The sequence below is a fragment of the Dinghuibacter sp. genome, assembly GCF_035492835.1.
Taxonomy (GTDB): Bacteria; Bacteroidota; Bacteroidia; order Chitinophagales; family Chitinophagaceae; genus Dinghuibacter.
In genome coordinates, this window is the sequence record NZ_DATJIY010000241.1 from 1 (window position 1) to 26,137 (window position 26,137).

General features: G+C 60.8%; 17 protein-coding genes. 3 read left to right on the forward strand and 14 right to left on the reverse strand.

Translation table 11 applies throughout. The features are described 5' to 3' along the window. The 3 genes from VL547_RS21870 to VL547_RS21880 all read right to left on the reverse strand — a co-directional run. Positions 1 to 120, reverse strand: a 120-nt coding sequence (locus VL547_RS21870) for an AAA family ATPase (RefSeq protein WP_325582042.1), incomplete at its 3' end; no start/stop codon positions are given. A 78-nt stretch (positions 121 to 198) separates the two neighbouring features. After that, positions 199 to 744: an RsmD family RNA methyltransferase gene (locus tag VL547_RS21875; RefSeq protein WP_325582011.1), complete on the reverse strand. Its 546-nt coding sequence runs from the start codon at positions 742 to 744 to the stop codon at positions 199 to 201. After that, entirely contained in the window at positions 735 to 1,580 is an 846-nt protein-coding gene (locus VL547_RS21880; protein ID WP_325582013.1) for a DUF3822 family protein, read from the reverse strand. Before VL547_RS21880 ends, VL547_RS21875 begins: the two co-directional genes overlap by 10 nt. A gap of 32 nt (positions 1,581 to 1,612) precedes the next feature. Between VL547_RS21880 and VL547_RS21885 the strand changes: the two genes are divergently transcribed. Further along, positions 1,613 to 2,944, forward strand: a complete 1,332-nt coding sequence (locus VL547_RS21885) for an MATE family efflux transporter (RefSeq protein WP_325582015.1) — start codon at positions 1,613 to 1,615, stop codon at positions 2,942 to 2,944. A gap of 19 nt (positions 2,945 to 2,963) precedes the next feature. On the opposite strand, the gene VL547_RS21890 is transcribed toward VL547_RS21885, so the two are convergent. Together VL547_RS21890 and VL547_RS21895 are read right to left on the reverse strand one after the other, a co-directional pair. Then, complete coding sequence (locus tag VL547_RS21890; RefSeq protein ID WP_325582017.1) at positions 2,964 to 3,989, reverse strand: MBL fold metallo-hydrolase; 1,026 nt, start codon at positions 3,987 to 3,989, stop codon at positions 2,964 to 2,966. Next, positions 3,971 to 5,701 (reverse strand): DUF885 domain-containing protein, encoded by a 1,731-nt coding sequence (locus tag VL547_RS21895; protein ID WP_325582019.1) that lies wholly within the window; start codon positions 5,699 to 5,701, stop codon positions 3,971 to 3,973. Before VL547_RS21895 ends, VL547_RS21890 begins: the two co-directional genes overlap by 19 nt. A gap of 234 nt (positions 5,702 to 5,935) precedes the next feature. Between VL547_RS21895 and VL547_RS21900 the strand changes: the two genes are divergently transcribed. After that, positions 5,936 to 6,568: an ABC transporter ATP-binding protein gene (locus tag VL547_RS21900; protein ID WP_325582022.1), complete on the forward strand. Its 633-nt coding sequence runs from the start codon at positions 5,936 to 5,938 to the stop codon at positions 6,566 to 6,568. Further along, positions 6,561 to 7,586: a hypothetical protein gene (locus VL547_RS21905; protein WP_325582024.1), complete on the forward strand. Its 1,026-nt coding sequence runs from the start codon at positions 6,561 to 6,563 to the stop codon at positions 7,584 to 7,586. The genes VL547_RS21900 and VL547_RS21905 overlap by 8 nt, the downstream gene beginning before the upstream one ends. Here the strand turns inward: VL547_RS21905 and VL547_RS21910 are convergent. The 9 genes from VL547_RS21910 to VL547_RS21950 all read right to left on the reverse strand — a co-directional run bounded on the left by VL547_RS21910 (position 7,561) and on the right by VL547_RS21950 (position 25,917). Further along, positions 7,561 to 8,121, reverse strand: a complete 561-nt coding sequence (locus tag VL547_RS21910) for a TlpA disulfide reductase family protein (RefSeq protein WP_325582026.1) — start codon at positions 8,119 to 8,121, stop codon at positions 7,561 to 7,563. The genes VL547_RS21905 and VL547_RS21910 overlap by 26 nt on opposite strands. Next, positions 8,118 to 9,071: a hypothetical protein gene (locus VL547_RS21915; RefSeq protein ID WP_325582028.1), complete on the reverse strand. Its 954-nt coding sequence runs from the start codon at positions 9,069 to 9,071 to the stop codon at positions 8,118 to 8,120. Before VL547_RS21915 ends, VL547_RS21910 begins: the two co-directional genes overlap by 4 nt. Before the next feature lie 116 nt (positions 9,072 to 9,187). Continuing rightward, positions 9,188 to 11,395, reverse strand: coding sequence for a glycoside hydrolase family 3 C-terminal domain-containing protein (locus VL547_RS21920; protein ID WP_325582030.1), 2,208 nt, complete (start codon positions 11,393 to 11,395; stop codon positions 9,188 to 9,190). Then, positions 11,392 to 12,954, reverse strand: a complete 1,563-nt coding sequence (locus VL547_RS21925; protein ID WP_325582032.1) for an alpha-L-arabinofuranosidase — start codon at positions 12,952 to 12,954, stop codon at positions 11,392 to 11,394. Before VL547_RS21925 ends, VL547_RS21920 begins: the two co-directional genes overlap by 4 nt. Then, entirely contained in the window at positions 12,954 to 14,159 is a 1,206-nt protein-coding gene (locus tag VL547_RS21930; protein WP_325582033.1) for a glycan-binding surface protein, read from the reverse strand. The genes VL547_RS21925 and VL547_RS21930 overlap by 1 nt, the downstream gene beginning before the upstream one ends. Before the next feature lie 11 nt (positions 14,160 to 14,170). After that, positions 14,171 to 15,799, reverse strand: coding sequence for a RagB/SusD family nutrient uptake outer membrane protein (locus VL547_RS21935; protein ID WP_325582034.1), 1,629 nt, complete (start codon positions 15,797 to 15,799; stop codon positions 14,171 to 14,173). Positions 15,800 to 15,812: 13 nt separating this feature from the next. Next, on the reverse strand, positions 15,813 to 18,956 hold the full coding sequence (locus VL547_RS21940) for a TonB-dependent receptor (RefSeq protein WP_325582036.1): 3,144 nt from the start codon (positions 18,954 to 18,956) through the stop codon (positions 15,813 to 15,815). Positions 18,957 to 18,958: 2 nt separating this feature from the next. Next, a complete protein-coding gene (locus VL547_RS21945; protein WP_325582038.1) occupies positions 18,959 to 21,754 on the reverse strand; it encodes a TIM-barrel domain-containing protein in 2,796 nt (931 codons plus the stop codon). A gap of 125 nt (positions 21,755 to 21,879) precedes the next feature. Then, positions 21,880 to 25,917: a two-component regulator propeller domain-containing protein gene (locus VL547_RS21950; protein WP_325582040.1), complete on the reverse strand. Its 4,038-nt coding sequence runs from the start codon at positions 25,915 to 25,917 to the stop codon at positions 21,880 to 21,882. Positions 25,918 to 26,137 lie beyond the last annotated feature (220 nt).

Consider the following 26,137-nt stretch of genomic DNA (forward strand, 5'->3'; position numbering starts at 1 on the left):
CGATTCGTCGCCGGTCTGTACCGGCTTCCAATACGTGGCGCCCAACGCCTCCGCCACCACGGCCGAGGCCAGCGTTTTGCCGACCCCCGTGCCGATCCCCGTCACAAAAACAACGCTCATGTGCTACTACTCTCTGTTGAAATGAGTTACGGCGGCGGGCCAGGTGGGCAATGTAGCCCACTGCCGCAACACCGCTAATTATTGGGGCGCCTCCGGCGCCTTGAAAAACGAAAACACGGTCGTCCCATAGGAACGCTCCTGGCGGAAGTACGGATAGGTTTTATAACTGTTGCGCGGCGTGTGCTCCAGCACGAACATCCCCTCCGGCGCCAGCAAAGGCGTGGCGGCGCCCGGCAAATCGTCGATGTTGCCGAGAGCGTAGGGCGGCCCCGCGAATATAAAATCGTAGCGGCCTCCTGCGCCGCGCAGGAAATCGAATACGTCGGCGCGCAGCACCTTCAACCCGGCAATGCCCAATTTACCCGCGGTGGCGCGGATAAACTCTGCCATCGTCGGGTCCTTTTCGATCACCGTAAGGTCGGACGCCCCGCGTGACGCCAGCTCATAGCTGATCGCCCCGGTGCCGCCGAACAAGTCCAAGGTGACCGCGTCAGAAAAATCGATATTGTTCTGGAGAATATTAAACAGCCCGCTCTTCGCGATATCCGTGGTCGGCCGCGTAAACGGCATGTGTTCCGGTGGGTCTATCCTGCGTCCGCCGAATTCCCCGCTGATTATACGCATGCCGCCGCGGTTAAGACGGAACTGAAATAGTGAGCAGGGTACTCCTTGAAATAGGGTGAAAGATGCCAATCGGCGCTGCCGGCTTCGCAGGACACCTGGAGGAAGTATTTTTCTACTTCCCTGTACACGCCGGAACTCCGGTCGATCATGCCCTGGAGCTGGACGGGGATCAACTGGGTGTCCATGCCGAAGGTATGTACCAGCTCCAGGAGCTGGTAGGTGACGTCTTCCGGGGACGTATAGCTGTAGGTCTGGCCGAGCTTTAATTCCCCGCCCTGGAAAACGGTGATGACAAAACGGTTCGGGTAAAAGATCACCCGGATACACTCCTCCGTCTTCCGCTGGAACAATTCCCGCAGCTCCGGGGTCCGCTGGTGCCAGCATTCGCCGGTCTTGAAGTGACGGAGCACGCGCCCGTGGAGCCAGCGGGGCACCTGGTAGAGGTTGTAGATCGACGCCTCGGGGATCAGGTCGCTGAACACCAGCGCCTCGTATTGTAGCCCGAAGAGCGTCTCCATGATCTTTTCCTTGTACCAGGTCTGGAACCAGGTGGCGGGTATCAGCGTGGAATCGCCCTGCTGGTAAAAGATGAATACCTTGTTCCAGGTCTTCATCAGCCAGGGGTATTTCTCTTCGAGCATCTTCCAGGCGTTGGTCCAGCTGTTCTCCTGCCAGTCCGCGAGGTTGTGCACGGCCAGGTGCGCCAGGACGAGCTGTTCCTTCTTGTGCAGGACGCTGATGTAGAGCTCCTGCTCCCCGATCTGGAGCATCAGCTGGTGCTCGCCGGGCGGCAGTGATTCTACCAAAGGCGGTAATATGACGATGATGGGTTCCAAGACCGCAATAATAGCAATAATTTCGCGGACAAATGGACCTCCGCCTCAATATCTCCCGACGTCAGATCCTTGCGATTGCCTTGCCCATCAGCATGGCCCTGGTCATCCCGCAGATCAACTTTATCACGAACAATATTTTCCTGGGGATGCTCGGCGAACGGGAGCTGGGTACGGCCGGGATCACCGGGATATACTACCTGATCGTAGCGGTGATCGGCAACGGTTTGAACAACGGACTCCAGTCGATCATTTCCCGGAGGGCCGGTGAAAACAACTTTGCGGCCATCGGCCGCACCTTCACCCAGGGCTTGAGGCTGGCGATGGTTTTCGCGGCGGGCGCGATCGCGGTGACCTACCTCGTGACGCCCCGTCTTATGGGGCTCTTCCTCCATTCGCCGGATATTGCCCGGGAGGCCATATCCTTTATATACATCCGGGTGTGGGGGCTGCCGTTCCTGTTTTGCTACCAAATGAGCAACGCCTTCCTGGTGGGGACCAACCATAGCCGGTTCCTGGTGTATGGGACGCTTTGCGAGACGGCGGTCAACGTTTTCCTTGACTACGGTTTGATCAACGGCCATTTCGGGCTCCCACACCTGGGCTTTAACGGCGCCGCCTATGCGTCGATCGCCGCCGAGATCACCGGGATGTGCGTGATGCTGGGCTGTATCGGGGCCAACGGCCTACACCGCCGGTTTTTTATCTTCCGCCAGCTCGCGCTGGACCTGGGGCTGACCAGGCTGATCTTCAAACAATCCCTGCCCCTGGTTTTGCAGTATTCGATGAGCCTGACCGCCTGGCTGTATTTCTACACCCTCATCGAGCACCACGGCACCCTCGGGCTGGCCGTGTCGAATACGCTCCGGAACATCATCGGGTTGTTTGCCGTTTTCTCCTGGGCCTTCGCCTCCACGACCAATACGATGGTCGCCAACCTCATCGGACAGGGGCGCGTCGACCAGGTAGAGACCCTGATCTGGCGGATTACCACCTTAAGCGTTGGTTTTTGCCTGGTTATCGCGTTGTTGCTCAACTTGTTCCCCCGGCCTTTCCTAAGTATCTACGGACAGGATGCCGAGTTCGTCCGGACGGCGGTCCCGCTGCTCCGGATGGTCACGGGCGCCTTTTGCCTGATGTCATTCGCCACCGTCTGGCTCAACGCGGTCACAGGCACCGGTCGGACCCGGGTGAACCTGTTTATCGAGATCGCCGCGATCGTGGCGTATGTCATCTATGTTTACCTCATCCTGGAGAAGTTTGACCTGGGGCTGGTCTGGGCCTGGGGATCGGAATACCTGTACTGGACTATTCTGGGTACGCTGGCCTTTATCTATATCCGCAGCGGGCGGTGGCGATACCGCTAGCGGCGGCGCCGGCGGGCTTTCATACAGCTTCCCACCAATGCTCCGTCGGGTAAGGCCCCAATACCGGAAAAGCCTGCCCGATCCGCGGCGTCGCCACCGTCAGACCGCCGGCCGCGGCCATCAAACGCCGGATCGGCTCATCCCAGGGGTGCATCGACAGGGCGAACTTCCCCCAATGAACGGGCAACAGCGCCCTGGCACCAAGATCGCGCGCCGCCTGTGCGGTCTGTTCCGGGAACATATGGATAAAGGGCCAATGGACGCCGTATTGACCGCATTCCAGGATCGCCAGGTCAAAGGGGCCATAGGTCTGGCCAATGGCGGCGAAGTGCGAACCGTATCCGGAGTCGCCGCCGATAAGCACCCGTTTTTCATTGATTTCCAATACGATCGACATCCATAAGGTGCCGTTTCGCTTTGCGCCCCGCCCGGAAAAGTGACGCGCGGGAGCGGCGGTGAGACGGACGCCCGGGATCCGGTCAAACGATTCCCCGAGGTCGAGCTCGATGATCTTTTCTGGAGGAATACCCCAGTACTCCAGGTCGGCGCCTACACCCAGGGCTGTTACTATGAAGCGCGGGTTGAGCGCGATGACGGTCGTCCAATCCAGGTGGTCATAGTGGTCGTGCGTGATCACGAGCACGTCCAGGTCGGGGAGGTCGCCCGGTTTGTAGACGTCTGTCCCGGGGAACGCCTTGGCAAAGAAGCGGAACGGCGATGCGTTCCCGCTAAGGACCGGGTCGACGGCGATTTTCAGGCCCGGCAGATTCAAGTAATACCCCGAATGGCCAAACCAAACCATTTGACCCTCAGGTAATAAGTGCAAATCCGTTTTGACGGCGTGTAGCGTCGGTGTCGGAGGCGTTTTGGTCATAAACTCCCAAAACACCTTGGCAAACGACGCCCCCTGCAACCGCATATCCGTGGGTTCGGGGTTCTCGAAAACCCCTGCATGAAACCGTGGCGAACCCTCCATCCGTGCCAAACGGGCGCCCGAGGGCGCTTTGCCAAATGCCTTGAAAGCCATTAGAGTACGTCGTTCCATTTCGTTTTATCCTTCAACAATATTTCCCTCAGCATCCGGATGGGCGGCATACCGTGATCCATCATGGCGTCATTAAAGGCCTTGAGGGAATAGTTCGCGCCTTCCTGTTGCTGGTAGTCCGAGCGCAATTTCAGGATTTCCAGCTTACCGACGGTATAAAAAAGGTACCCCGGGTCAAAGGTCCCGCGGAGCGCTTCCAGCTGGGAAGGCTTCTCCCCCTGGTACCAGTTGGCCATAAAGAAGTGGGTGGCGGAGTCCACACTGATGCCGTGGCAATGCAGCATGATGGAGTTGCACAACCGGCAGATGCGGAGCAGCGCGTCCCCCGATTGCGCCAGCCGGAACTTCGCCGCGGTCACCGAGTCCCCGTTGTTCCCATAACCCTCGTCGAGCATCATCCGCTCGGTATAGTGGGCCCAACCTTCCACATAGGCGTAGCTGGCAAAGATCTTTTCTACCTGGGTCGCCTTCGAGGCGTTCAGGTGCAGGAACTGGGTATAGTGACCGGGATAGGCCTCGTGAATGGTCACCACGTCGGTGGTGTAATAGTTGAACGAGGCCAGCCAGTCTTCCTTTTGCTGCGGCGTCCAGCTGGCATCCACGGGGGTTACATAGTAATAGGCTTCGGTGGCCTTGGTTTCGAAAGGACCGGGTACGTCACAGGAAGCCGTGCTGGTCGACCGGGCGTAGGGTGGCGTTTCCTTGACCTGGATCCGTACCTCGGACGGCAGGCTGCAGATGTTGTGGTCGATCAGGAACTGCCGGATGCCTTCCAGGTGTTTCCGGGCGTCCGGGATCAGGCTATCGGCGGTGGGGTGCTCCTTTTCCATGTCCTTATACACCTCGACCGCCGGTTTGTTGGGGTTGATGACGTGGGCAGCCTTCTGGAACATCCCCTGTTCCCGTTTCAGCTCGTTCATGCCGATCGCCAGGACGCTGTCTGGGGAGAGGTCGATCATTTCGACGGACCGGAGCATCTTCCCGTAGTTCTCTTTGCCGATGGCGAAGTTGTTGTTGGTCGGTTTTGTCTTCAGATACGCAATGTAGTCTTGTATGGCTGCAATCGCTACCGCGTTACTGCTGGTGAACACCGTGTCATTTTTGTAGTCCTTCAAGGCTATAAGAAGGTCGTTTTTTAGAAAATCAACCGCTCCGCCCGCTACCACTATCGCCATGTCGACGAGCGGTTTGGCCAGGGTATCTTCAAGATTCGCTTTAGCTTGCGCAAAGATCTGCGGGAACAGCCTTTCGACGTGCTCGATGCACTTGACGCGGTAGTCGAGGGGCGCAAAATTGCGCTTTACATAGGTGTTGATATCGACGGCCTGGGCATAGACCATCGGGTTCTTGTTGTAGTTCTTCGTGTCCACGAAGTTGAGCAACTCCTGTTGAATGCCCAAATGGATCAACAAGAGGTCATGGTAGTGCTCCTTTGTCATCCAGGTAATGTCCATGTTGCCCAAAAGGCTATCGAACCGGCGCAACCGGTCGATCTCGTTCTGCATCGACGCCTGGCTGTAGTCGGTGACCATCGTGTCGTATTCATGGAAACCCAGGGCGATACCGGCCTGCGGTCTCCAATCGAGGTAGCCTTTTACAAAGGCTTCGGAGAGGCTATCGAATGTTGCCGATTGTTTGGCGGCGTCGCCGTTTTGGCGGCAGGCGGAGGTAAGCGTCAGGGCCGCGACCCATACCAAAGGCCATTGCTTCATGCGTGGAAGTGTTTGGCGAAAAAGATACTTCATTTTGAGTTTACATTGGAGCTATACTTTTAACGGTCGCCGCCCAGACCCCCATCAGGCACGTCATCGTCGTCGCCCGCCGCGCGCCGTCGTCCCCAGGAGCCTCGGCCTACATCAGCGGCGTCGCCATATTGTCCTCATCGTACCCGCAAAATTACACCCCGTTGGCGTTATGATCGCCGCGATTGCGCGACGTACTTCGTCATGCTACTGTCCTTTTCGAACGTCCGACTGTCTTATGCCGGCGCCAGCGTCCTGGATATCCCTTCTTTCGCGCTGCCGGACGGCTTTTACGAGGTCCGGGGGCCAAACGGTTCCGGGAAGACGACGCTCCTGAAGGCGATCGCCGGGTTGCTGCCGGTTACGGGCGCACCACGGGTTTCGACCGGACCCGGCGCCATAACGCTTTCCGGGCTGGATAGCGTTCGCGACCGCGTCGCCTATCGCCGCGGCTGCGGCTTCGCCGAGGCCAAGCCGCTGTATCCCGAATTCCTGACCGGCGCGGAGCTCTATGCTTTTTACGTTAAGACAAAGGGCGGCGAAGGTCCCTACGCGCCGGCGCTCAGGAGCGCCCTGGGTCTCGACGCGTTTATCGGCCGAAAGACCGGCGCCTATTCCAGCGGCATGCTCAAAAAACTGTCGCTGGTCCTGGCATGGATCGGGAACCCGCTGCTCGTGCTCCTCGACGAACCCCTCGTCACGCTGGATGCAGCCGCCGTAGCGGTCGTCGAGGACTGGCTGCGGTCGTCACCGGTATCGCTGATCGTCACGTCCCACCAACCGTGGGCGCTGAACCCGGCGCCGATCTATCTGCGCGAAAAACAACTCTATGTTTAGCCGCTGTCTGTCCGCACCCTTCTACCGCGCCCACGCCGGCTTTCTGGGCCTGGTCGCGCTGGCGCTCTTTGGGATCGTGCCCCCGCCGCAATTACTCTATACCCATATCCAATTGATGCGCGCCTTCCTGCGCAGCCCGGAATGGTTGATCGCCGCCTGGCTCCTGTACGACGCCTGGGCGGTCATATATTGCCGCCGCCTCCTCCGCCGCGCGGACTATTCGTTTTTGCGGATCGCCGATGGGCGCGCATATCCCGCGCTACTAAGGGCGCACGCGTGGATACTGGCGCCGCTCGCGGGATACGCATTTTTGATGGCGTTAGTGGTATTCGGTGGCGCCGCGGGTCCCCACACGACAGGCCTCGCCGCCTCCGCCCTCCTCTGGATCGCCGCCACGCTCGCAACCATGTGGCTCGCCGGCGCCTGGGTGTGGACCATACCCTCCGAGCCCACCGCGCAAACCGCGCGCTTCCCCATCGCGCGATCCCCCTGGCGCGGCAGCGCCTTCTGGCTGCTTCGCGGCCTATGGGGCCGCCACCGCGGCGTGCTGGTCTTTGTGCAGTTGTTTTCCTTTGGGATATTATCCGTTGTGCGTCCGGGCGAGGACCTCTTCGACCTCATTTTCCCGTTTGTGCTGGGAGCCTCGGCGCTGCCGCTGTATTACGCGGTGCGTTTCCTGGAAAAGGACCTTGCCTTCATGCGCAACATGCCGTTGTCAAAAGGCGGCATCGGCGTGCGTTTGCTGTTGACGCAGGCGATCCTGTTCCTGCCGGAAGGGATAATGCTGAAAAACCCGCTCTGGTTTGGGCTCGGGCTGGCGCAGGGGATGTTGTATATCGGACTGCTTTATATCGACGACGCCGGCATGGGACGCTTTATGCGCATGACGCTGATCGTCGTGTTTATCACGATCTGCCTGTTGCGGTGGAACCCGGTGATGGCCGTGCTGATCGAGGGTGGCGCGGGTGCGGGGCTCTTTTTTGCGTACTATGCTACCTACTCTGCAGCAGCGTCTTGATATGGTCCGCCGCCTCGTCCGTGGACGGGAAGGGCGCGTCCTTGTCGACAAAATGACCGCTGCGATCCAGCAGCGCGTAGCGCGGCACGCCCTTGATGTGGAGGATGTTGTTCAGCGACGAGTGGTGACCGTCGATCAGCAGGAAGTCGGTGCCGCTACCGGTGGCGCCCAGCTCGCTCATGGCCTGTTTCCAGTCCGCCGGGTCGGCGTCGATGCTGATGCTCAGGAACACCACCGAGTCCTTTGCAAAAGCGGTGCGCAGCGACTCCAGAAACGGCGCCTGGTGACGGCAGGGCCCGCACCAGCTGGCCCAAACGTCCAGATAAATGACCTTCCCCGCGTAACGGTGCAGGACGTCGTCCAGCGTGGTCTGCGACCCGTCGGGGGCTTGTAGTTGCGTGCCCGCGGGAGCGGCGGCTGGAATTGCGGAGCCCGCGGGCGCGGCGGCTGACGCCTCGACCCGCGCGACGGGCAGGTGCGCCCCCCGCGGAGCCGCGGTGATCGCGATGAATGATAACAGTAGGATGGTTTTCATTTGATTCGGATTGTATGTGCAAAAGCTTTAAACGCGCGCAGCGTGTCCGCGAAATTGTCATTCGCTACCCCCTCGATCACGATCGTGTGCTCGGCGTCCGCCGCCAGGAACTGGTAGAGCAGGCCTTGCTGTCCCCCCAGCTTGCAGCGGATTTCGACCTCGTAGGCTTCGTACCCGTTGACCGAGTCCAGCGAGATGTTGGACAGCACGGGGTCCTCGAGACCGGCCCGCATGTCTTTGATGATCAGGTTTTCGGACAAATCCTGGAGGGCCGATCCGGGTTTGCGGGGATAGGGCGTTACGGTCAGGAACGGCGTCCCCTGGGCGGGTACCTTCCCGTCCGGGCTATAGATGAACAGTGGTTTGTTGTAGGCGGCGAAGTGCCAGCGCGCGACGGCATTGTCAGCCGTGACGGCGGTGTCGAGGCTAAAGGGCGCTGTCTCGAAAGGATCGACGGCCGAGCCTTTTTTATAGGAGATCGTCGTATAGGCGTCACGGATAGCCTGACCCACGCCCAGTGCCGTGTCGGGATACAGCCCTATAAGGGTCGTGGAAAACGTGGAGTCCCCGAAGATCAGCGCCATGATCCGCTTGGCCGAATCGCCTTGCATGTAACAGTACCTCGCCGGAAAACCGGCGACCGTGAGGGTTTTGAAAGCCAGTACCCGCGCACCCTTGCTCTTGAAGTTGTCGGTCGTGAAGCTCGCGCCGTCGTTATAGAAGTTGCCATCGGGCAGGTCGTAGACCTGGATCACCGCGCTACCATCGGTCTTGAGCAAACCCGGGAACTCATGCGTGAGCGCGAACCCCGGCGGCGGCACGATCGAAAGACGCGTATCCGGTATCTGGACATGGCTGTCCACCGAATCGACCGCTACCCGTACCTGGGCATACCCCACCCCAGCCCCCGACAGGGCCCAGCACAACAGTATAAGATGACGGGGAAACATGAGTCAAACGGTTTCAGTAGGGTATTGAATTACCCTAAAGATACACAATTAAACGTAAGCACCCCTGCAACTATTATATTAAGGAATTTTTAAATGCCTCGCCCCGGCGGCGCGTGTCACTTGACCACGACCTCCGCCGTGAGCCTCTCGTCCCGCGAATTCCCCCCGATGACGATCCGGTATTTCCCCGGATACACGCGAAAAGCATGACGCGCATCATCCCATTTGCGCAAACAAGTCACCGGCAGGGCAAAAACGGCGCCACCGCCGGAGAAGGCCGTGTCGTTATCCTTCCGGGGTACGTGTACTCGTTTGAAGTCCTTTAGCTCCCGTAGCGGCATCGGCTTACCGGTGACGGAGGGGTATTCCGCGTACACCTGTATGACCTCGTCGGCGTCTGTCGGGCCCTCGTGGAGAAGACTGACCGAAAAATAGATCGTGTCCTGCGGCCGGGCGACAACCGGGATGGGGCGCGGGCCCATCGAGGGCGGGTAGGCTATCCAGCCACCGGTAGGCGCTTTTGTCGAAGGCGTATACAGCCATTCATAGGAAAACTTGCCATACGTTAGCCCGAACCCAAAGGGATACGCGACCTCGCCGCCAAAATACCGGTATGTACGCCCGGTCATCGCGTAGTTGTCGTATGCGGGCAGATCGGATAAAGACTTATAGAACGTCACCGGCAGGTGCCCCGACGGCGAAACCTTTCCGAACAAAATATCCGCCAGCGCGTTGCCGCCCTCCTGCCCGGGATACCAGGCCAGCAAAACGGCGTTGACGTACGGGTCGATGGAGGAGAGGTCCATCGCGCTGCCGCCCGTGACTACGGCAATGATGCGCTTATGCGGCGCTGCGCGCCGCAGCGCCTTGATAAAAGCTATCTGCCCCACGGGCAACCCCAGCGTCTTCCTGTCCGCCCCCGCGTCCGACAAAAAGGCGTCGCCTTCCTCCCCTTCGACCTGTGGCGTCAACCCGATCACCGCCACGATCACGTCGCTGTTGGAAGCGACCCACGTGCCCCCGAAGTGGACCGTGTCCTTTGGATCGCAGCCCGGGTCGTACTCGACGCCGCACGCCGGACCCGCCGCGGCGGTGATGCCCTCGACAAAGGTGACGAGACGGGACGATATACCGTGGTAGTTGCCCAGCAACGCGTCCGCGTTCGTGGCGTTACTACCGGTGACGAGTATCGTAGAAAATCCCGCCAATGGCAGCGCCCCGTCGTTTTTCAACAGCACCATGCTTTCCGCCGCCATGCGCCGCGTCAGCGACCGGTGATAGTCGTTGGCCACGCTGTCCGCGCCATACCCGCTGTACGGCCCGGACGCATCGTATAACCCCAGCCGGAAAGCCGTCCGCAGGTTCGGCGTTAGCGCGCGGTCCACATCGGCCTCGGTGATGAGCCCTTTTTGCACCGCGGCCAAAGCCTCGTCCTGCAAAAGGTCGGAGCAGTCCATATTAACGCTGGCCTTGATGGCCTCCGCGGCCACGGTGACGCGGTCGGGCATCACCTTGTGTCGCTCCCAAATGTCGTCCAGCGCCCCGCAGTCGGTGACCACGTGACCCTTGAAACCCCATTCGTTGCGCAGTATATCCTTGAGGAGGGTCCGACCCGTGCAACACGGCTGGTCGTTGACGCGGTTATACGCGCACATCACGGCTTCGACGCCGCTGTCCACGAGTGTATGAAAGGCGGGCAGGTAGGTTTCGCGGAGGTCATCCCCGGAAATACGCGCGTTGAACGAATGCCGCCCCGACTCCGGTCCGCTGTGCACCGCGAAGTGCTTGGCGCAAGCCGCGGCCTTCAGGTAATTCGGGTCGGTCCCCTGTATGCCCCGCACAAAAGCCGCGCCCATCCTGCCCGTCAGATACGGGTCCTCCCCATAGGTCTCCTGTCCCCTGCCCCAGCGCGGGTCGCGGAAGATGTTGATGTTGGGCGACCAGAAGGTCAGCCCCAGGTATTGCTGCCGGCGTCCCAAAGCCACGCTCAGGTTGTACTTGGCGCGCGCCTCGGTCGAAATCGCGTCCGCTTCGTGGCGCAGCAGACCGTCGTCGAAGGTCGCCGCCGCGCCGATGGCCTGCGGAAAAACCGTGGCCTCCCCTGCCCTCGCAACCCCGTGCAGGCCTTCGTTCCACCACACGTACCGGGGAATCGACAGCGACGGCACCCCGGGACTCACAAAGCCCAGCAGGCTGATTTTCTCCTGTAAGCTCAACCGGTGCAACAAGTCGGCTGCCCGCGCATCGGCGGTCTGGTGTGGGTCCTGGTATATGTTTTGGCCAAAGGCCGTAGCCGGTAGCAAAAGCAATAGGAGACGCTTCATGGTTGCAATATAACATATTGCACCGACCGCGGTGGCGATTCGATCGCACCGCGGCCCAGCCGCACGTCGACCCCGGGCGAGAACTCGCCGTCGCCGGGCGCGCCTCCCGTGAGCGAGTAGTAATAGCCGTTGGCAAAACCCGGCGCGTCGACCCGCACCACGTGCGGCTCCGTCCCGGTGTTCACGATCACGACGCCCAGCCCGCGCGACTCACCCGTGAACGCCGACGCAAACACGACAACGCTCGAGTCCCCCGCCACCGTGCTCCGCACGATATGGTCCCCCAGGCACCGCCGCATATAGTACAAGTAATAGTACGCCGGCCGCGGCTTCCAGAGCGCCGCCCCCGGCTCGTCTCCCTTATTGAATAACCCATGATCGTTCCCTTGCGCATACGCATTGGCCAGATCCCACCGGCACGCCAGCCCAAACCCCCGCGTGGCCGCCTCCCCCAACACCAGCACCGCGTGCACCCCCGCGATATACGACACCTGTTGCCGGGACCCCTCCGCAAAAATATTGTACTCGGTCAGCGCGACGGGTTTATCGCCCAACGAGCGCATATAGTCCATCATCCGATCGGTCACCGGAACAGCGCTGCGCAAAACCTCCGCCGCGGACGAATTCCGCTTATACGGCGTATAATAACTGTGGACGATGTAAAAATCGCAGACATCCCCCGCCTGCCGCAGCACGCCTTCGTTCCACACGCGCTCGACCGCCGTCGTGTAGGCCCCCGGCGGCGTTTCCACGAGCACCACGCCAATACGGATGTCGCTGACGGCGGCCGCCCGCATCGAATCGATAAACACCCGCGCCTCGCGCCCATAGATGTCCCCCGAAATGAGCGCCGGCCTCCCCAACCGCGCACTGTCCACGCGATACCCCGCCTGCCAGAACCCATAATCCTCATTCCCCAGCTCCCAAAACCGCGTCCGCCCCCGGTCATGCCTCACCCACTCCGCCGCCAGGTGCGCCGCCGCCGCCACCGGATCGGCCGACAACCCATACCGCGCATACGCCATATTCACACAAATGATCCCCGTACTCCCCGTCGCCGCCAGCATCTTATAATAGCTGTCCACCGGCAACCCCCATTTCCCCGTAAAATACCTTTCCCGACGCGCCCCCGCCGCCATGATCAACGTATCCGGCGCATCCCCCGGCACCACCCCGTTCCAAAAGAATTCATTACTCGCATTCCCGCCCGGATACCTAATCACCCCCGGCCCCAACCGCTTGATCTCATCCAGCAACACCGGCAGATCCACCACCGGCCCCAACCACTGGTTCGCGTTGTTCCCAAACAGAAATGGCGAGACCCGGCAAAGCGTATCCGAAGGGAAAACGGTCACGTCGACCACCGACCCAAACGCGGAAGGCGCGGCGGGGCTGGACTCTTTTGCGGCCGTTTTCCCGGCGCCGCCGGAACCGGCCGCAAAAGAGTCCAGCCCCGCCGCGCCGGGCACCGGAAGCGGCTTCCACGACGACAAGAAGAAACCCTGAGCGGCAGCAAGCTGCACACCCAGGGTAAGGAGAAACGTATAGACTACCCGCATTACTTTATTTTAACTACCCTGATATTATCCACCCCAATATCCATATTCGTCATCGTCTTCGTCCCATCGTTGATAAACATCAAGCTGATAGACGTATTCCCCGAGGCCCCCAGCAACGTCGCCAGGTTCCCCGCCGGCGTCCCCGCGCCATTGCCCGTCTGGAAACTCGTCAGGGGCACGACGGCCGTCGTCCACTGCGTGGTGCTGGTCAACGTGCTGTCGGCGTTTAGTTTCCAGGTCGCATAGGGCGCCAGGTATGTCCAGGTATAATTGGGGACGATCCAGATGCTGCCTGCGGTCCAGGGGATCTTCGCGTATACTTCGAACTTCAGGGCATAGTCTCCGATGGGGTTGGACATACTATCGGTAGCGACCCATTGGACCCCGTTGGTGTTGACGGAACGGTTGCCGCTATACCAGTTTTCGTCGCCGCCGATGACGGTGGAGTTGAAAAAGCCCATTTGCGCGAAGTAGCCTTCATGCCCCAAAAAGGTCGCAGAGTCGATCACGCCGAGCGCCCCCCACGAATACTGGTTCACGTCGTCGAAGTTGCACAGCATCCCGCGCGTATCGCGGAAGCCCGCGGCGGGCTCCGAGGAGCTGGTGCCGCCTTTGGACGTGATCAGGATACCCCCGCCGGTGGTAGCACCCGCGGGCACCGTCACGGTCAGGGTAGTACCCGCATCCGTAGTCGTATAACCAGTGGCCGCGACCCCGCCAGGAAACACAACGGCCTGTATCAAAAACAAAAACTGCCCGTTGATGGTGATCACATCCCCCGGGTGCGCGAACTCGTTGGAAATCGACGTCACCACCGGCGCCGGCGGGTCCACCGGGAACTGGAACACGGTGTTGCCGCGGCTGCTGATGATCTCGATGGTATTGGCCTTGGGGCCGCTGAGGGCCTCGGGCGTGATGTTGGGCACCTGGATGACGAGGTGCTGGTCGGCGGTGAGGGCCGCGTTATAGGTGGCGGGCACCCCGTCGAACAACACCTGCTCGGTGGACATCAGACCGGCGCCGTCCAGGATGACGTACTGGCCTGGGTTTACCAGCGACAGCGTGGAGTCGTTCGGGTTAGCCAGGGCGGCGCGGACGCCGCTGATGCGGGGCGAGGCACTGTTGTCCTTCCGGCAGGCCTGGAACAGCAGGGCGCTGAGCCCCACGAGGGTGAACGCCAGAAAGGAGGAATTATATCTGCGCATGAAGGGACGCTTTAGTAGTTAGGTAATACACTGAAATTGAAACCCACCGGCGGTTTGGACAGGCTGGGCGCCGCGACCATCTCGGACTCGGGGAAGGGCAGGTAGACGTTGGTCGTGTTGAACGTGTACCGCTCTCCGCTGGAGGTAAAGGTGTAGCGCTTGGGCGCGAACGTGCCCGGCGTCCAGGTCAGGGTGTAGTTGATGCTCCGGTCCTGGTTCGCTACATAGTTCTCGGCGTCCTGCGGGTCGAAGTACCACCAGCGGAGGATGTCGTACCATTCGTTGCCCTCGATCGCGGTCTCGATCCATTTTTCCTGGAAAATATCGGCGAAGGCGATCGAAGTCTTGTCGGGCATCCCGGCGCGCTCGCGGATAACATTAAAAGCCGCCAGCGCGGTGGCGTCGGTGGTGCTCGAATTATTGCCCATGACGGCTTCGGCGTAGATCAGGTAGACCTCGGCCAGCCGGAGGATGATGGTGTTGGTATACGCCGCCATGAACGCGCCCAGGTTGTTGTTGTCCGCGGGCGAGCCGACGACGTACTTTTTGATGTAGGCGTAATTGGTGGTATTCGGCACCGTTACCCCGCCGTCCTTTTTGTCCAGCTCCGCATACACGTCGCTGGGGAACATGATGGTCGCCTTGCGCCGGATGGAGTCCGCCGGGTTGTTCAGGAAGTACTGGATGAGCGCGCCCGACCCGCCCTGGGCCGAGCCCCAGCCGTCCCCGGTCTGGGTGATGTTGGGCTCGAAGGCCATGTACGCCTGGAAAGAGTTATTGACGCCCCAAGGGGTGTTGACCGGCTGCCAGAGCAGCGAGAACAGGCTCTCGGGGTTGAGTTTCGCGGCGTTGTTGTTTTCGCCGACAAAGGAGGCGTAGTAATCGGCGGGGAGCGTCATCCCGCTGTTGGAGATCACGTCCGAGGCCAGCAGCTTGGCGCTGTCCAGGTCGGTCTGGGTGCGGCTGCCCACGGTTTTGTCGAGACCGGAACGGATCAGGTAGAACTTGGCGAGCATGCCCTCGGCGGAGTACTTCGTGATGCGGCCGGGCTGATAGGCCGTCGTCGGCAGGTGATCGGCGGCGTATTTGAGGTCCATGATGATAAACTGCCAGACGCTCTCGATGGTGTTACGGACCAGCGAGTCGCTCAGCTGGTTGGTGTTGTCGTAGATGATGGGTACCGCGCCCCAGTTGCTGACCAGGTAATAGTAGGCCACCCCGCGCATGAAGTGGCACTCCGCGAGCGCATAGCTCCGGATGGAATCGGAGACGGTGCTCCCGGTGGCGTTGACGATGTTGTTCATCGTCAGGTTCGCCTGGGCCACGATCTTATAGAACGCCTTGTACCCCGTCAGGAGCGTCGTCTGGTCCGTGGACGAGGCGTCGAACTCGATGTACGGCGTACGGTCGTTGGAGTTCAGGCTGCCGCCCCGGGCAACGCCAAAGGCCAGGAACGCCTTGTCGTTATAGTCGAACCAGGTGATGTTGTAGAGCGGCGCGGTGCCGGCCATGACCTCGGCGTCGGTTTGGTAGAAGTTGCCGGAGGTGAGCGAAGAGACCGGGGGCCGGTTCAGGAAGTTCTTGCAGCAACCCGCGAGCGCAAGGGCGCTGGCGATGCCTGTGATATAAATGAGTTTCATGTTCATAAGTTTTTTAAAAATCCAAAACCATACTCCCCGTATACATCCGCACGTTGGGGTAACGCCCGGTATCGATGCCCGCCATGTTCAGCCCCTGGTACTTGATCATCCCGATCTCGGGGTCATACCCCTTGTATTTGGTGATGGTGACCAGGTTCTGTACGTTGACCGCCACGCGGATGCCGTGGAAGGGCGTATGGGCGAGGTATTGGTTCGGGACCGAGTACGTAAGTGACAGGTTTTTGATCCGGACGTAGGAGCCGTTCTCCACCCACTGCTGGCTGATGCGGTTGTTCCCGTTCGGGTCGCCGACCGCCAGCCGGGGCACCGTGGCCCCGGGGTTGGACAGCGTGACCGTGCTGCTGTCGCCCAGCGTATAGCTGCTCGGCCGCGCATACCCCGCGGTCGCCTTGAGGTAGTTCCCATACGTTCCGTTGTCCAGCGGGATGGTGTTGTAGTACCGGAAGTAGTTCAGGATGTCGTTGCCCACGGAGCCGATGACCAGGACGTTGAGCTCAAAATGCTTATACGCGAAGCTGTTGTTGAAGCCGAAGGTGTATTTCGGCCAGGGGTTGCCGATGATCGTCCGGTCGTTGGCGTCGATCGTATGGTCGTTGTTCAGGTCCTTGAACATGATGTCCCCCACCCAGGTCCCTTGCGGGCTGGCGCCGTTGGCCGACTGGGTGGCGTGCTTGGTGATCTGCGAATAATTCTGGAACAGCCCCTGCGCGATGTACCCGGTGATCATGCTCATCGGCTGCCCGACGGTCGTCTGGAACTCGGCCTGGCTGGAATTCCACGCGGTGATATAGGGCGTGTTGAGCTGCGTGATCTTGTTCTTGTCGAAGGAGATGTTGAACCCCGTTTTCCAAGTGAATTGACGGGTGTCGATGTTGACCGTGTTCAGGGTGACCGTCAGGCCTTTGTTGTACATCGAGCCCGCGTTGGTCGTGGCCCATTGGATATAGCCCGCGGAATAGGCGATGTCGCCCCCGTCATAGAAGGGATAGGGCGTGACCGTGAGCAGGTTGCTGGTGTATTTCTTATACGCGTCGGCGATCAGCTCGATCCGGTTGTTGAACATGTGCAGGTCGATACCGATGTTGTAGGTCTTGTCGGTCTCCCACTTCAGCTTCAGGTTGGAGAAGTTGGAGTTGAGGAAACCCGTGCCCCACGCGGTCGGCACCGATTGCAGCGACGCGTAGTACCCGCCGCCGTTGAGGGCGGAGTTGCCGGTGGTCCCGACCTCCACGCGCAGCTTCAGGTCGTTGATCGCCTTGACGCCCTTCATGAAGTTCTCCTGCGATATACGCCAGGCCGCGGACACCGAGGGGAAGTAGCCCCAGCGGTTGTCGGGGCCGAAGTTGGAGCTGCCGTCCGCGCGGAAGGTGCCGCCCAGGATGTAGCGCTCTTTATAGACGTAGTTCAGGCGGCCAAAGTAGCTTTCCTGTGCGCCGTCGTACCGGGCGCTGCTCGCGATGGACGTCGACTGGTCGCCGCCGTTGAGGTCCTGGATGGAATTGGTCACGAAGTTCTGGCGCTGGCCGTTGAGCGAGCCGCCGCCATAAGCCTGGGCTTCGTGCCCGACCATGACGGAGAGGTTGTGCTCGCCGAACTGGCGGTCGTATTGCAAGCGGGTGTGCCAGTTCCACCACCAGCTGTTGTACGTGTTGACATAGGCCACCGTGGTGGCGTTGATATAACCGCCGAACTGGTAGGACGGGTGGAATTGGTAGTTGTTGGTATAGTTCAGGTTGGTGTTGGCTTCGGTATGGAGGGTCAGCCCCTTGATGGGGGTGATGTCGACATAGCCGCCGCCGATCGCGCCGAGCGACTTGTTATAGTCGTTATTGATGTACGACAGCGCCACCGGGTTGGTGTACTGGTATTGGGTCGACACCGGGCCGCCCCAGGTGCCGTCGGGGTTCTTGACGGGTACGGACGGGTTTTGCATCACCGCCAGCTGCACGATCCCGGCGTTGGTGGTGTTGACCTTCTCCACCGTGTAGCTGGGGTTCAGGTCCACGCCCAGCTTGAGCCAGGGGCGGATCTTGTTGTCGAGGTTGATCCGCGTGGAGGCGCGGTTGAAGCCGGAGCCCGGCGCGACGCCCTCCTGGCTGAAGTATTCACCCGATATATAAAAGGTCGTTTTCTCGTTGCCCCCGCTCACCGACAGGTTGTGCTTCTGCATCAGCGTCTGCCGGTAGAGCGCGTCCTGCCAGTCCGTACCCGGGCCTAGGGCCTGCGGGTTGGCGAAGGTGGGGTCGCTCGCGGTGCCGCCTACCTTCGCGACGTCGTTGCGGAACTGGGCGTATTGCTGCAGGTTCATCACCGGGAGCTCCTTGGGCTTGGTTTGGACCGACCACGTGGTGCTGGCCGAGATATGCGTCTCCCCGGCCTTGCCGCGCTTGGTCGTGATCATGATCACCCCGTTGGCGCCGGCCGATCCGAAGATGGCGGTAGCGGCGGGTCCCTGCAGGATATTCATGCTTTCGATGTCCTCCGGGTTGATCCCTGAAAGCGCGTTCGCAAAACCGGTGGGATGGCTGTTTGGATCGTCCGCAAAGTCCGCGGGCCGGATCTGTACGCCGTCGATGACATACAGCGGCTGGGTCGGTCCCGTAATGGACGATATCCCGCGGATGATGACGTTGGCGCCCGCCCCCGGCTGACCGCTGGGCTGGGTGACGTACACCCCGGCCGCGCGGCCCTGGAGGGCCTGGTCGAGGGTGGTATTGACCGTTTCGCTGATGTCCTTGGCGGTCACCGTCGTCTGGGCGCTGCTGAGGTCGGTCCGTTTCATCTGCCCATACCCCACGACCACGACCTCGTCCATATGGCCGAAGTCCTGCTCGAGCGCGACCCGGATGTCGCCGTCGCCGACGGTCACGCGTGTCGTGCGGTAGCCGACGGCGCTGACCTCCAGGACTTCGCCGGGGTGCGTATAGATGTTGAATTTACCCGTGGCGTCCGTGGCTGTCATGACCCGGCTGCCCCGGACCTGTACGTTGGCGCCCACGACCGGGTCGCCCGTTTTGGTCAGCACCTTCCCCGCCACGGTTTTGCCCGCGTTCTGGGCGCCCACCGACAGCCCCAGCAGCAGGAGCAGGCAGGAAAGGAGTGTTTTGGCAATGGTACAATCGTTGTAATGTCTCATAATCAGTAAGTATTTATTCGTTGTGGCTTGCCGTCGTAATGGACCAGGACGCCGGGCGCGTCCGCATCCAGCGGCGCGTTCCGGACCACCTTGAAGACGCGCTCCCGGAGCATCCCGGGGAACTCGCCTTTTCTTTCGCTGATCGTAAGGATTCCATTTTTTAGCTCGATCGGGATCTCGGCCCTGGCGCCCTGTTCGTAGCGATAGTTGGTCCCTTCGTCTTCGTAAAGGGTAAAGGCGCCGTCCGCCCCGGTATACACGCAAAGGGTGATCGTGTCCGCGGGTCGCTCGCCGGTGTATTCGATGGCGGGACCCAGGGGCACGATGGAGCCGGCGCGTATAAAAAGCGGCATCCGTTCGTAGGGCGCGGCCGTCTCGATGGTTTGACCACCCGGTTTGGCCTCCCCGGTGTACGCGTCATACCAGGTGGCGCCTTTGGGCAGATAGACGCTCCGGGTGCGGGCCCCGTACTGATAGACCGGGCTCACCAATAGCGACGGTCCGAAGAGGTATTCGTCGGGTATTTTCCTTGCCACGCTGTCGCCGCCGAAATCCATGACCAGCGGGCGCATAATGGTATAGTCGTGCGCCCAGGTGCGGGCCGCGGTGGAGTAGATATACGGCATCAACCGGTAGCGCAGCCGGTCGTAGTAGAGGATGCTTTTATAGGCGGGATGGTCCGCCGGAGCGATGTTGAAGACCTCCCGATAGGGGAACTGGCCATGGACGCGCAGGAGCGGGCAGAATGCGCCGAACTGGAACCAGCGGGTATTGAGCTCCCGCCATTCCTCGAGGTCCTTCGCGTCGGGGTGCTCGTACCGGCGTTCGACGGAAAACCCGCCGATGTCCATCGTCCAATAAGGTATGCCCGAGATCGAGAAGCCCAGCCCCGCCGTGATCTGGTTGCGCAGGTCGTGCCACCGCGCCGCGATGTCCCCGCTCCAGGTAGCCGCCGCGTAGCGCTGCTGGCCGGCATAGGCCGAACGCGTCAGTATAAAGACGCGTTGGTCGCTGACCGCGCGCTGGCCTTCATACACCGCCCGCGCATTTTCCAGCGGAAAGGCGTTGAAATACCGGGACGCCGTGCCCAGCGCGTGGGGCTCCATGAGGGTCTTCCGGTCCTGTATCGTCGTATTGCTGAGGATGTCCGGCTCGGTGGCGTCCATCCACCAGCCGTCCACGCCTTTGGTAAAGAGCTTTTGATCCATCAGCTGCCAGAACACCCGGCGGGCGTCGGGGTTGAAGGCGTCATAGAAGGTGGAGACGTACCCCAGCCAGTCCTTTTGCCCGCGGTTGACGCTGGCCGTGTACAACCAGCCCTTCTTTTGGAAGAGGTCGAAGTTCTCCGTACCCGTATAGAACTTCGGCCATACCGAGATCATAAAGTGGGCATGCAGGGAGTCGTGCAGGGTCCGCATCATTTTTTCCGGCCGGGGAAAACGGCTGGTATCGAACTCCTGGCTCCCCCACTGGTCCGGCCGCCAGTATTGCCAGTCCAGGACGATATTGTCTAGCGGGATGCGCTTGTCACGGAACGTCTGGACGGTGTTTATGATCTCTTCCTGCGTCTTGTACCTTTCCCGGCTTTGCCAGAGCCCCATCGCCCACGCCGGCATGATCGGCGCCTTCCCGGTGAGCATCCGGTAGCCGCCGATGACGTCATCGGCATTGGCGCCCCTGACGACATAGTAATTGACCGCATCCCCCACTTCGGAGGTAAAGGAATAGGTGTTTTTATATCGGGCCGGCCCCGGTAGGAGACAGCTAAGGTGAATATAGGATTCGGCTCCGTCCGGAGTCCATTCGATCTCCAGCGGCACCCGCTGGCCCTTCTTCAGGCGTATGTCAAACGGCGCGGTCTCCGGGTTCCAGCACTGCCGCCAGCGGTCCACGACCAGCTGGTTGTCCAGCCATACCTTGACATAGCCGCCAAAGTAAAGCATGAGCTGGTGGAGGCCGTCGGCCGTTCCCTCGATGGTGCCCTTCCAGCGGACCTTGCCTTCGGTTAACTTGTACCCCGCGGGCAGCTTGTCCAGGTCCGGCAGGTATGTATAGGCGATGTCTGTTTCATTCCTCGTTATCCGGTCGCCATAGGTCGCCGTCAGCCCGGGTTTCCCGTCGCTTTCGGGGACCATCGCGGAGATCGGCTGGTACCCCTTTAGGTCCCCGAACCGCGTGATCGAATAGTTATCCCACAACAACCCGACGTTCCGGCTGGATACCAGGAAGGGTACCGCCACGTTCGAGTTTTGCTGGAGCAATGTCAGGGTTTTGCCGCGGAGGTCGATCCAACCGTTTTGTTGCTGCCCCAGGCCATACAGCGATTCGTCCGCGGGGCTGGCAAACGTCGCGCTCACGGTAAACGCTTCGCTGCCCTGTGTGAATTGCGGCTGGTCCCGGTCGGTTTCCTGTAAAAGGGTTTCCCCCTTCGGACCGGTGATGGTCAGCTGACCGGTGGCTTCGTCCACCGACGCCTTGACGGAATCCGTGGTAAAGCTTATGGTCCCCTCCCGTTCCACCGCCTCGAACCGGACCGATGTTTCCGGCCGGCTGACGCACATCAGGCTCACCGGCGGCGTGGTGGTTTCGCCCGGGTACTTAACGACGTGGAGTATGTTTGGCGTGACCGCCTCTATATGTATGTTGTGCGGAAAGCCCGGGCGCGGGTGGGCGATATGGATGAGGATACCGTTGTCCTTTTTTTCAAACGCGCCGTCATGTTTCGCGGCCGGTCCGCCGCACACAGTCATAAAAAGCCCCAGACACAGTCCAAGCAGTGGCAATCTCTCTTTTCGCATGGCAAGAATAGTTCGTTGGTAAAACTATTCTGAAATACAATGCGTTATGTAACGCCTTTGTACGCGACTAGGGTATCATTTGATAAGGGGGAGGCGCTGTTTGTTTTGGGGAGGGGGGGCATTTGTTAAGGCGCCGGCGCCCCGCCGGTGGCGGCCTGGTGCTTGTACGCCGAGGGCTGGACACCGTATTCCTTGCGGAAAAACTTGGCGAAGTACTTGGGGTTATTAAAACCGACCTCATAGGCAACCTCCGCGACAGACCGCTGGCTCTTCGCCAGCAGCTCCGCGGCGCGTTTGAGCCGGATATGCCGGATAAAGTCCAGGGGCGCCTTCCCGGTCAGTGAAGAGAGTTTCTTATACAGTGTCACGCGACTGCAGTGGACCGCCCGGCTCAGGTCCTCGACCGAGAAGTCCGGGTCGGCGATCCGCGCCTCCACGGCCCCGATGGCCTGCTGTAGGAATAGCTGGTCCAGCGGCGTGACCTCCAATGGGCTGGGGTTGACCTCCATATTCTTGGAAAACTGCCGCTGAAAAGCCTTCTGCTGCGCCAGCAGGTTGCGCACGCGCGCCAGCAGCAGCTCGAAATTGAAGGGTTTGGTGATGTAGTCGTTGGCGCCGGTCCCATACCCTTCCAGCTGCTGCTCCTCATCCGCCCGCGCCGTCAAGAGGATCACCGGGATGTGCGACGTCCGGGCGTCGTGCTTGATCCGCCTGGCCAGCGCGATCCCATCCATTTCGGGCATCATGATGTCGCTCACCACCAGGTCGGGCAGGTGCGCCTGGACCTTTTTCCAACCCTCCCTCCCGTTGGGGGCCTCCAGTATATGATATTGCGTCCGCAGGTTATCCTTCAGATAAAAACGGAAGTCTTCATTGTCCTCGACCAGCAACAGCGTGGGGCGCTTCCGCGAACGCGGCTCCGCCGCGGGCTCGACGATGGCGGCCGGCGCCACACGCACGGGCTCGGATGTCTCGATGACCGGCTCTGCGGCGGTTACAACGGGCAGCCGCACGATGAAAGTGCTGCCTTTATCCGGCGCGCTGTCCACGGTGATCGTCCCGCCGTGCAGCTTCACGAACTCCCGCGTCAGCGCGAGCCCGATCCCGCTCCCCTGGTTGATCATATTCCCCGGCAGGTCGTGCTGGAAAAAGCGCTCGAAGATCCGCTCCTGCTGGGCTGCGGGGATGCCGATCCCGGTATCGCTCACGCGGATCACCGCCTCGTCCCCTTCCTCCGCCAGCGCGACGCGCACGCTCCCACCCTCCGGGGTGAATTTAAAGGCGTTCGACAACAGGTTGAACACGATCTTCTCCACCTTGTCGCGATCGAAGGCCATCACGCAGGTATCGGCCGCGCTCGAGAACTCCAGCGATATATGCCGCTTCTCCGAAATATCCGAAAAGGACTGCGTCAGGTCGCTGAGATACCGCACCAGGTCGCCGCCCACCGCGTGAAGGGTAAACTCCTGCACCTCCATCCGCCTGAAGTCGAGCAGCTGGTTGACCAGGTTCAGCAGCCGCCGCGCGTTGCGGTACATCAGCTGGAACTGGGCGGTCCCCGCGGGGGCGCCGCCACCCTGCTTGATCAGCTTCTCGAGCGGCGCGAGGATCAAGCTCAGGGGCGTCCTGAACTCGTGGCTCACGTTCGTGAAGAACCGGATCTTCATCATGTCCAGCTCGTGGAGGTGCTGCGCCTCCTTCCGCTCCTGCTCGATGCGGAAACGCATCCGCGTGCGCCCGACGAGGATATTACGGGCCAGGACCAGCACGCCGATGAGCAAAAGGACATAGACGATGAAGGCCAGCGGCGTTTTCCAGAAGGGCGGCGACACGTGTATCACCAGCGAGGCCTCGCGCGGCCGGCTGACCCCGCCGGCGGGCGTGGCGCGGAGCCGGAAGGTATAGGTTCCCGGGTCGAGGTTGGTATAGGTCGCGCTCCACTGGCGGGGCAGCACGGGCAGCCAGTCCTGGTTAAAGCCGTCGAGCCGGTACGCGTAGGAGGTCTTTTGGTTGTCGAAATAGTCCAGGTCGGCAAAGGACAGCGTAAACACGTTCTCGTTATACCGCAGCCGGATCGAGTGTGTCTCCGGTAATGCCGCCGCCATGTCCCGGTTGAACACCTGGAGACCCGTCAGGACGAGGGCGGGCGCCTCCCGGTCGGGGTGCAGGCTTTCGGGCTTGAAGATGTTGAAACCGTTAGGACCCCCGAATACCAGTTCGCCTTCACGGGTCCGAAGCGCCGCGTTTTCATTGAATTGACGGGACTGCAGACCGCTGGACTCGTCATAGGTGATGCATTGCAGCGACGTGTCGTTCGTCAGCAGGGCGTTCCCCAGCCCGTTGGGCGTACCCAGCCAGAGGTTGTGGAACCCGTCTTCTGCGATCGTCAGGATATAGTTGTCGGGCAGGCCGTCGGTCTTGGTCCAGACGTGGAGCGTCTTACCCCGCACGGGGTCGAACAGGTTGAGCCCTTCGCTGGTCCCGATCCAGACCCGGTTCAGGCTGTCGGCGACCAGCGCCAGCACGCCCGCGGCATTGATGCCGTTGGTTTGGTTGTAGTGCCGGAACCGCCCGGTGCGGTGATCCAGCACGTCCACCCCCAGGCTGCTGCCGATCCACAGGTTGCCCGCGGTGTCCTGGGTCAGCTCCGAAATATAGTCCGAGCTCACGTTCCCGCCGGCCGCGCGATAGTGGGCAAAACCCTTTCCATCGAAACGGTCCAGCCCGGCCGAGAACGTACCCACCCACAGCTGGTTCCATTTGTCCTCGAAAATTTCCCATACCCGGTCGTCCCCCAGCGACGTGCTGTCCTGGCCGTGGTGACGGTAATGCGTAAACGTTTTTCCGTCGAACCGGTCCAGCCCGCCATAATAGCTGCCGATCCACAACTGACCGCGGTGGTCGATGCACAGGCTGACGATGACGTCGGCGGACAAAGAGGCCGGATTGTTTGGGTCGTGTACATAACTGGTGAACCGCCCCGTCTGCCGGTCGAAACAGATCAACCCGCCCCCGTTGGTCCCGATCCAGAGGTTCCCCCGGGCGTCCTCCACGAACCGGTTTACGTCGTCAAAGCTCAGGCTGCCCGGCACAAAGGGCCGGTGACGGTACAGTGGAAAACGCAGCGCCCCGGGATGGTATACGCTTATCCCCTGTTTGTAGGTTCCCACCCAGATGATCCCGGTGTTATCCTTATAAAGACAGGTGATGACGTTCTGGCTGACGCTGTTTTCGTCAAAATCGTTGTGTTCCAGGTATCGGATAGCGCCCGTGGCTTTGTCGAACAGGTTCACCCCGCCGTGGTCGGTCCCGATCCAGATCTGCCCCGCGTCGTCCTGCACCACGTCCCGTACGATGTCGTTGTTCAGCCCCGTGGCCTTGTCCATGTGCCGCCAGACCCGGCTGTCGGGCTGATACCACCAGATGCCCCGCGCGTCCCGCGTGCAAAACACCCAAAGGTCCCCTTGCGTATCCGCGTACAGGTTGTAGTCCAGCCGTTCGCCGCCCGCCGCCTTGTAGATCGTGTTTTCCACCCGGAATATGCGGAGTCCCCGCGCGCCTGTATCCAGCCCCTCGATCAGCCCGTCCTGGCGTATGATCCAATACCGCCCGCGGTTGTCCACGGTAAAGTCGGCGATGTTGTCCTGCGCCACCGGCGGCTCGCCCGGGTCCAGCCCCACGGCCGTGGTACGGTTCCGTACAGGGTCGTAACAATAGAGCCCCTGCCCCGCCTCCACGAACCAAAACCGACCCGCCTGGTCCTTGATGATCATCGCCAGCGGTCCCACCGGCACGCCCCAGCGCTTCATTTCCTTGTTGACGTCCCGCCGGAAGGACTCCGTGAGCGGGTCGTAGACGTTGAACGAATTATCCACGAACTGCACCCAAAGCGTATTCCCCGGACCCTCATAGATCGTTTTGATCGTATTCTCGCCAATCGACGCGGTATCCCCCGCCTCGTGCCGGAAAATCTTGAACTCGTGGCCGTCATAGCGGTTCAGACCCGACATCGTGCCGAACCACATAAAGCCCCTGTTGTCCTTATATATCGTATGGATCTCGTTGTACGATAGCCCTTGCGTGCTTCCTAAATGTATAAATGATACATTCTGCGCGGCCGCGCAGTCGATGGCGAGGAGTATAAACAGCAGCAGTCGTCTCACGTTCACAAGATAAACTATTGCGGGCTTATAGTACGCAAGGCGCGCCTAATGTCCAGGCGGGGAGGTGGCCTCGAGGTCTGCCGCTGTTTTGATGGCCATCAAAGCAGCGGCAGACCTCGAGGCCACCTCCACGCCTGGACATTAGGCGCGCCGTGCGCGGTTGGCGCGCCGGAAGCCCGACTGCCAACAAGGGACTAATAGTTTATCTTGTGAACGTGAG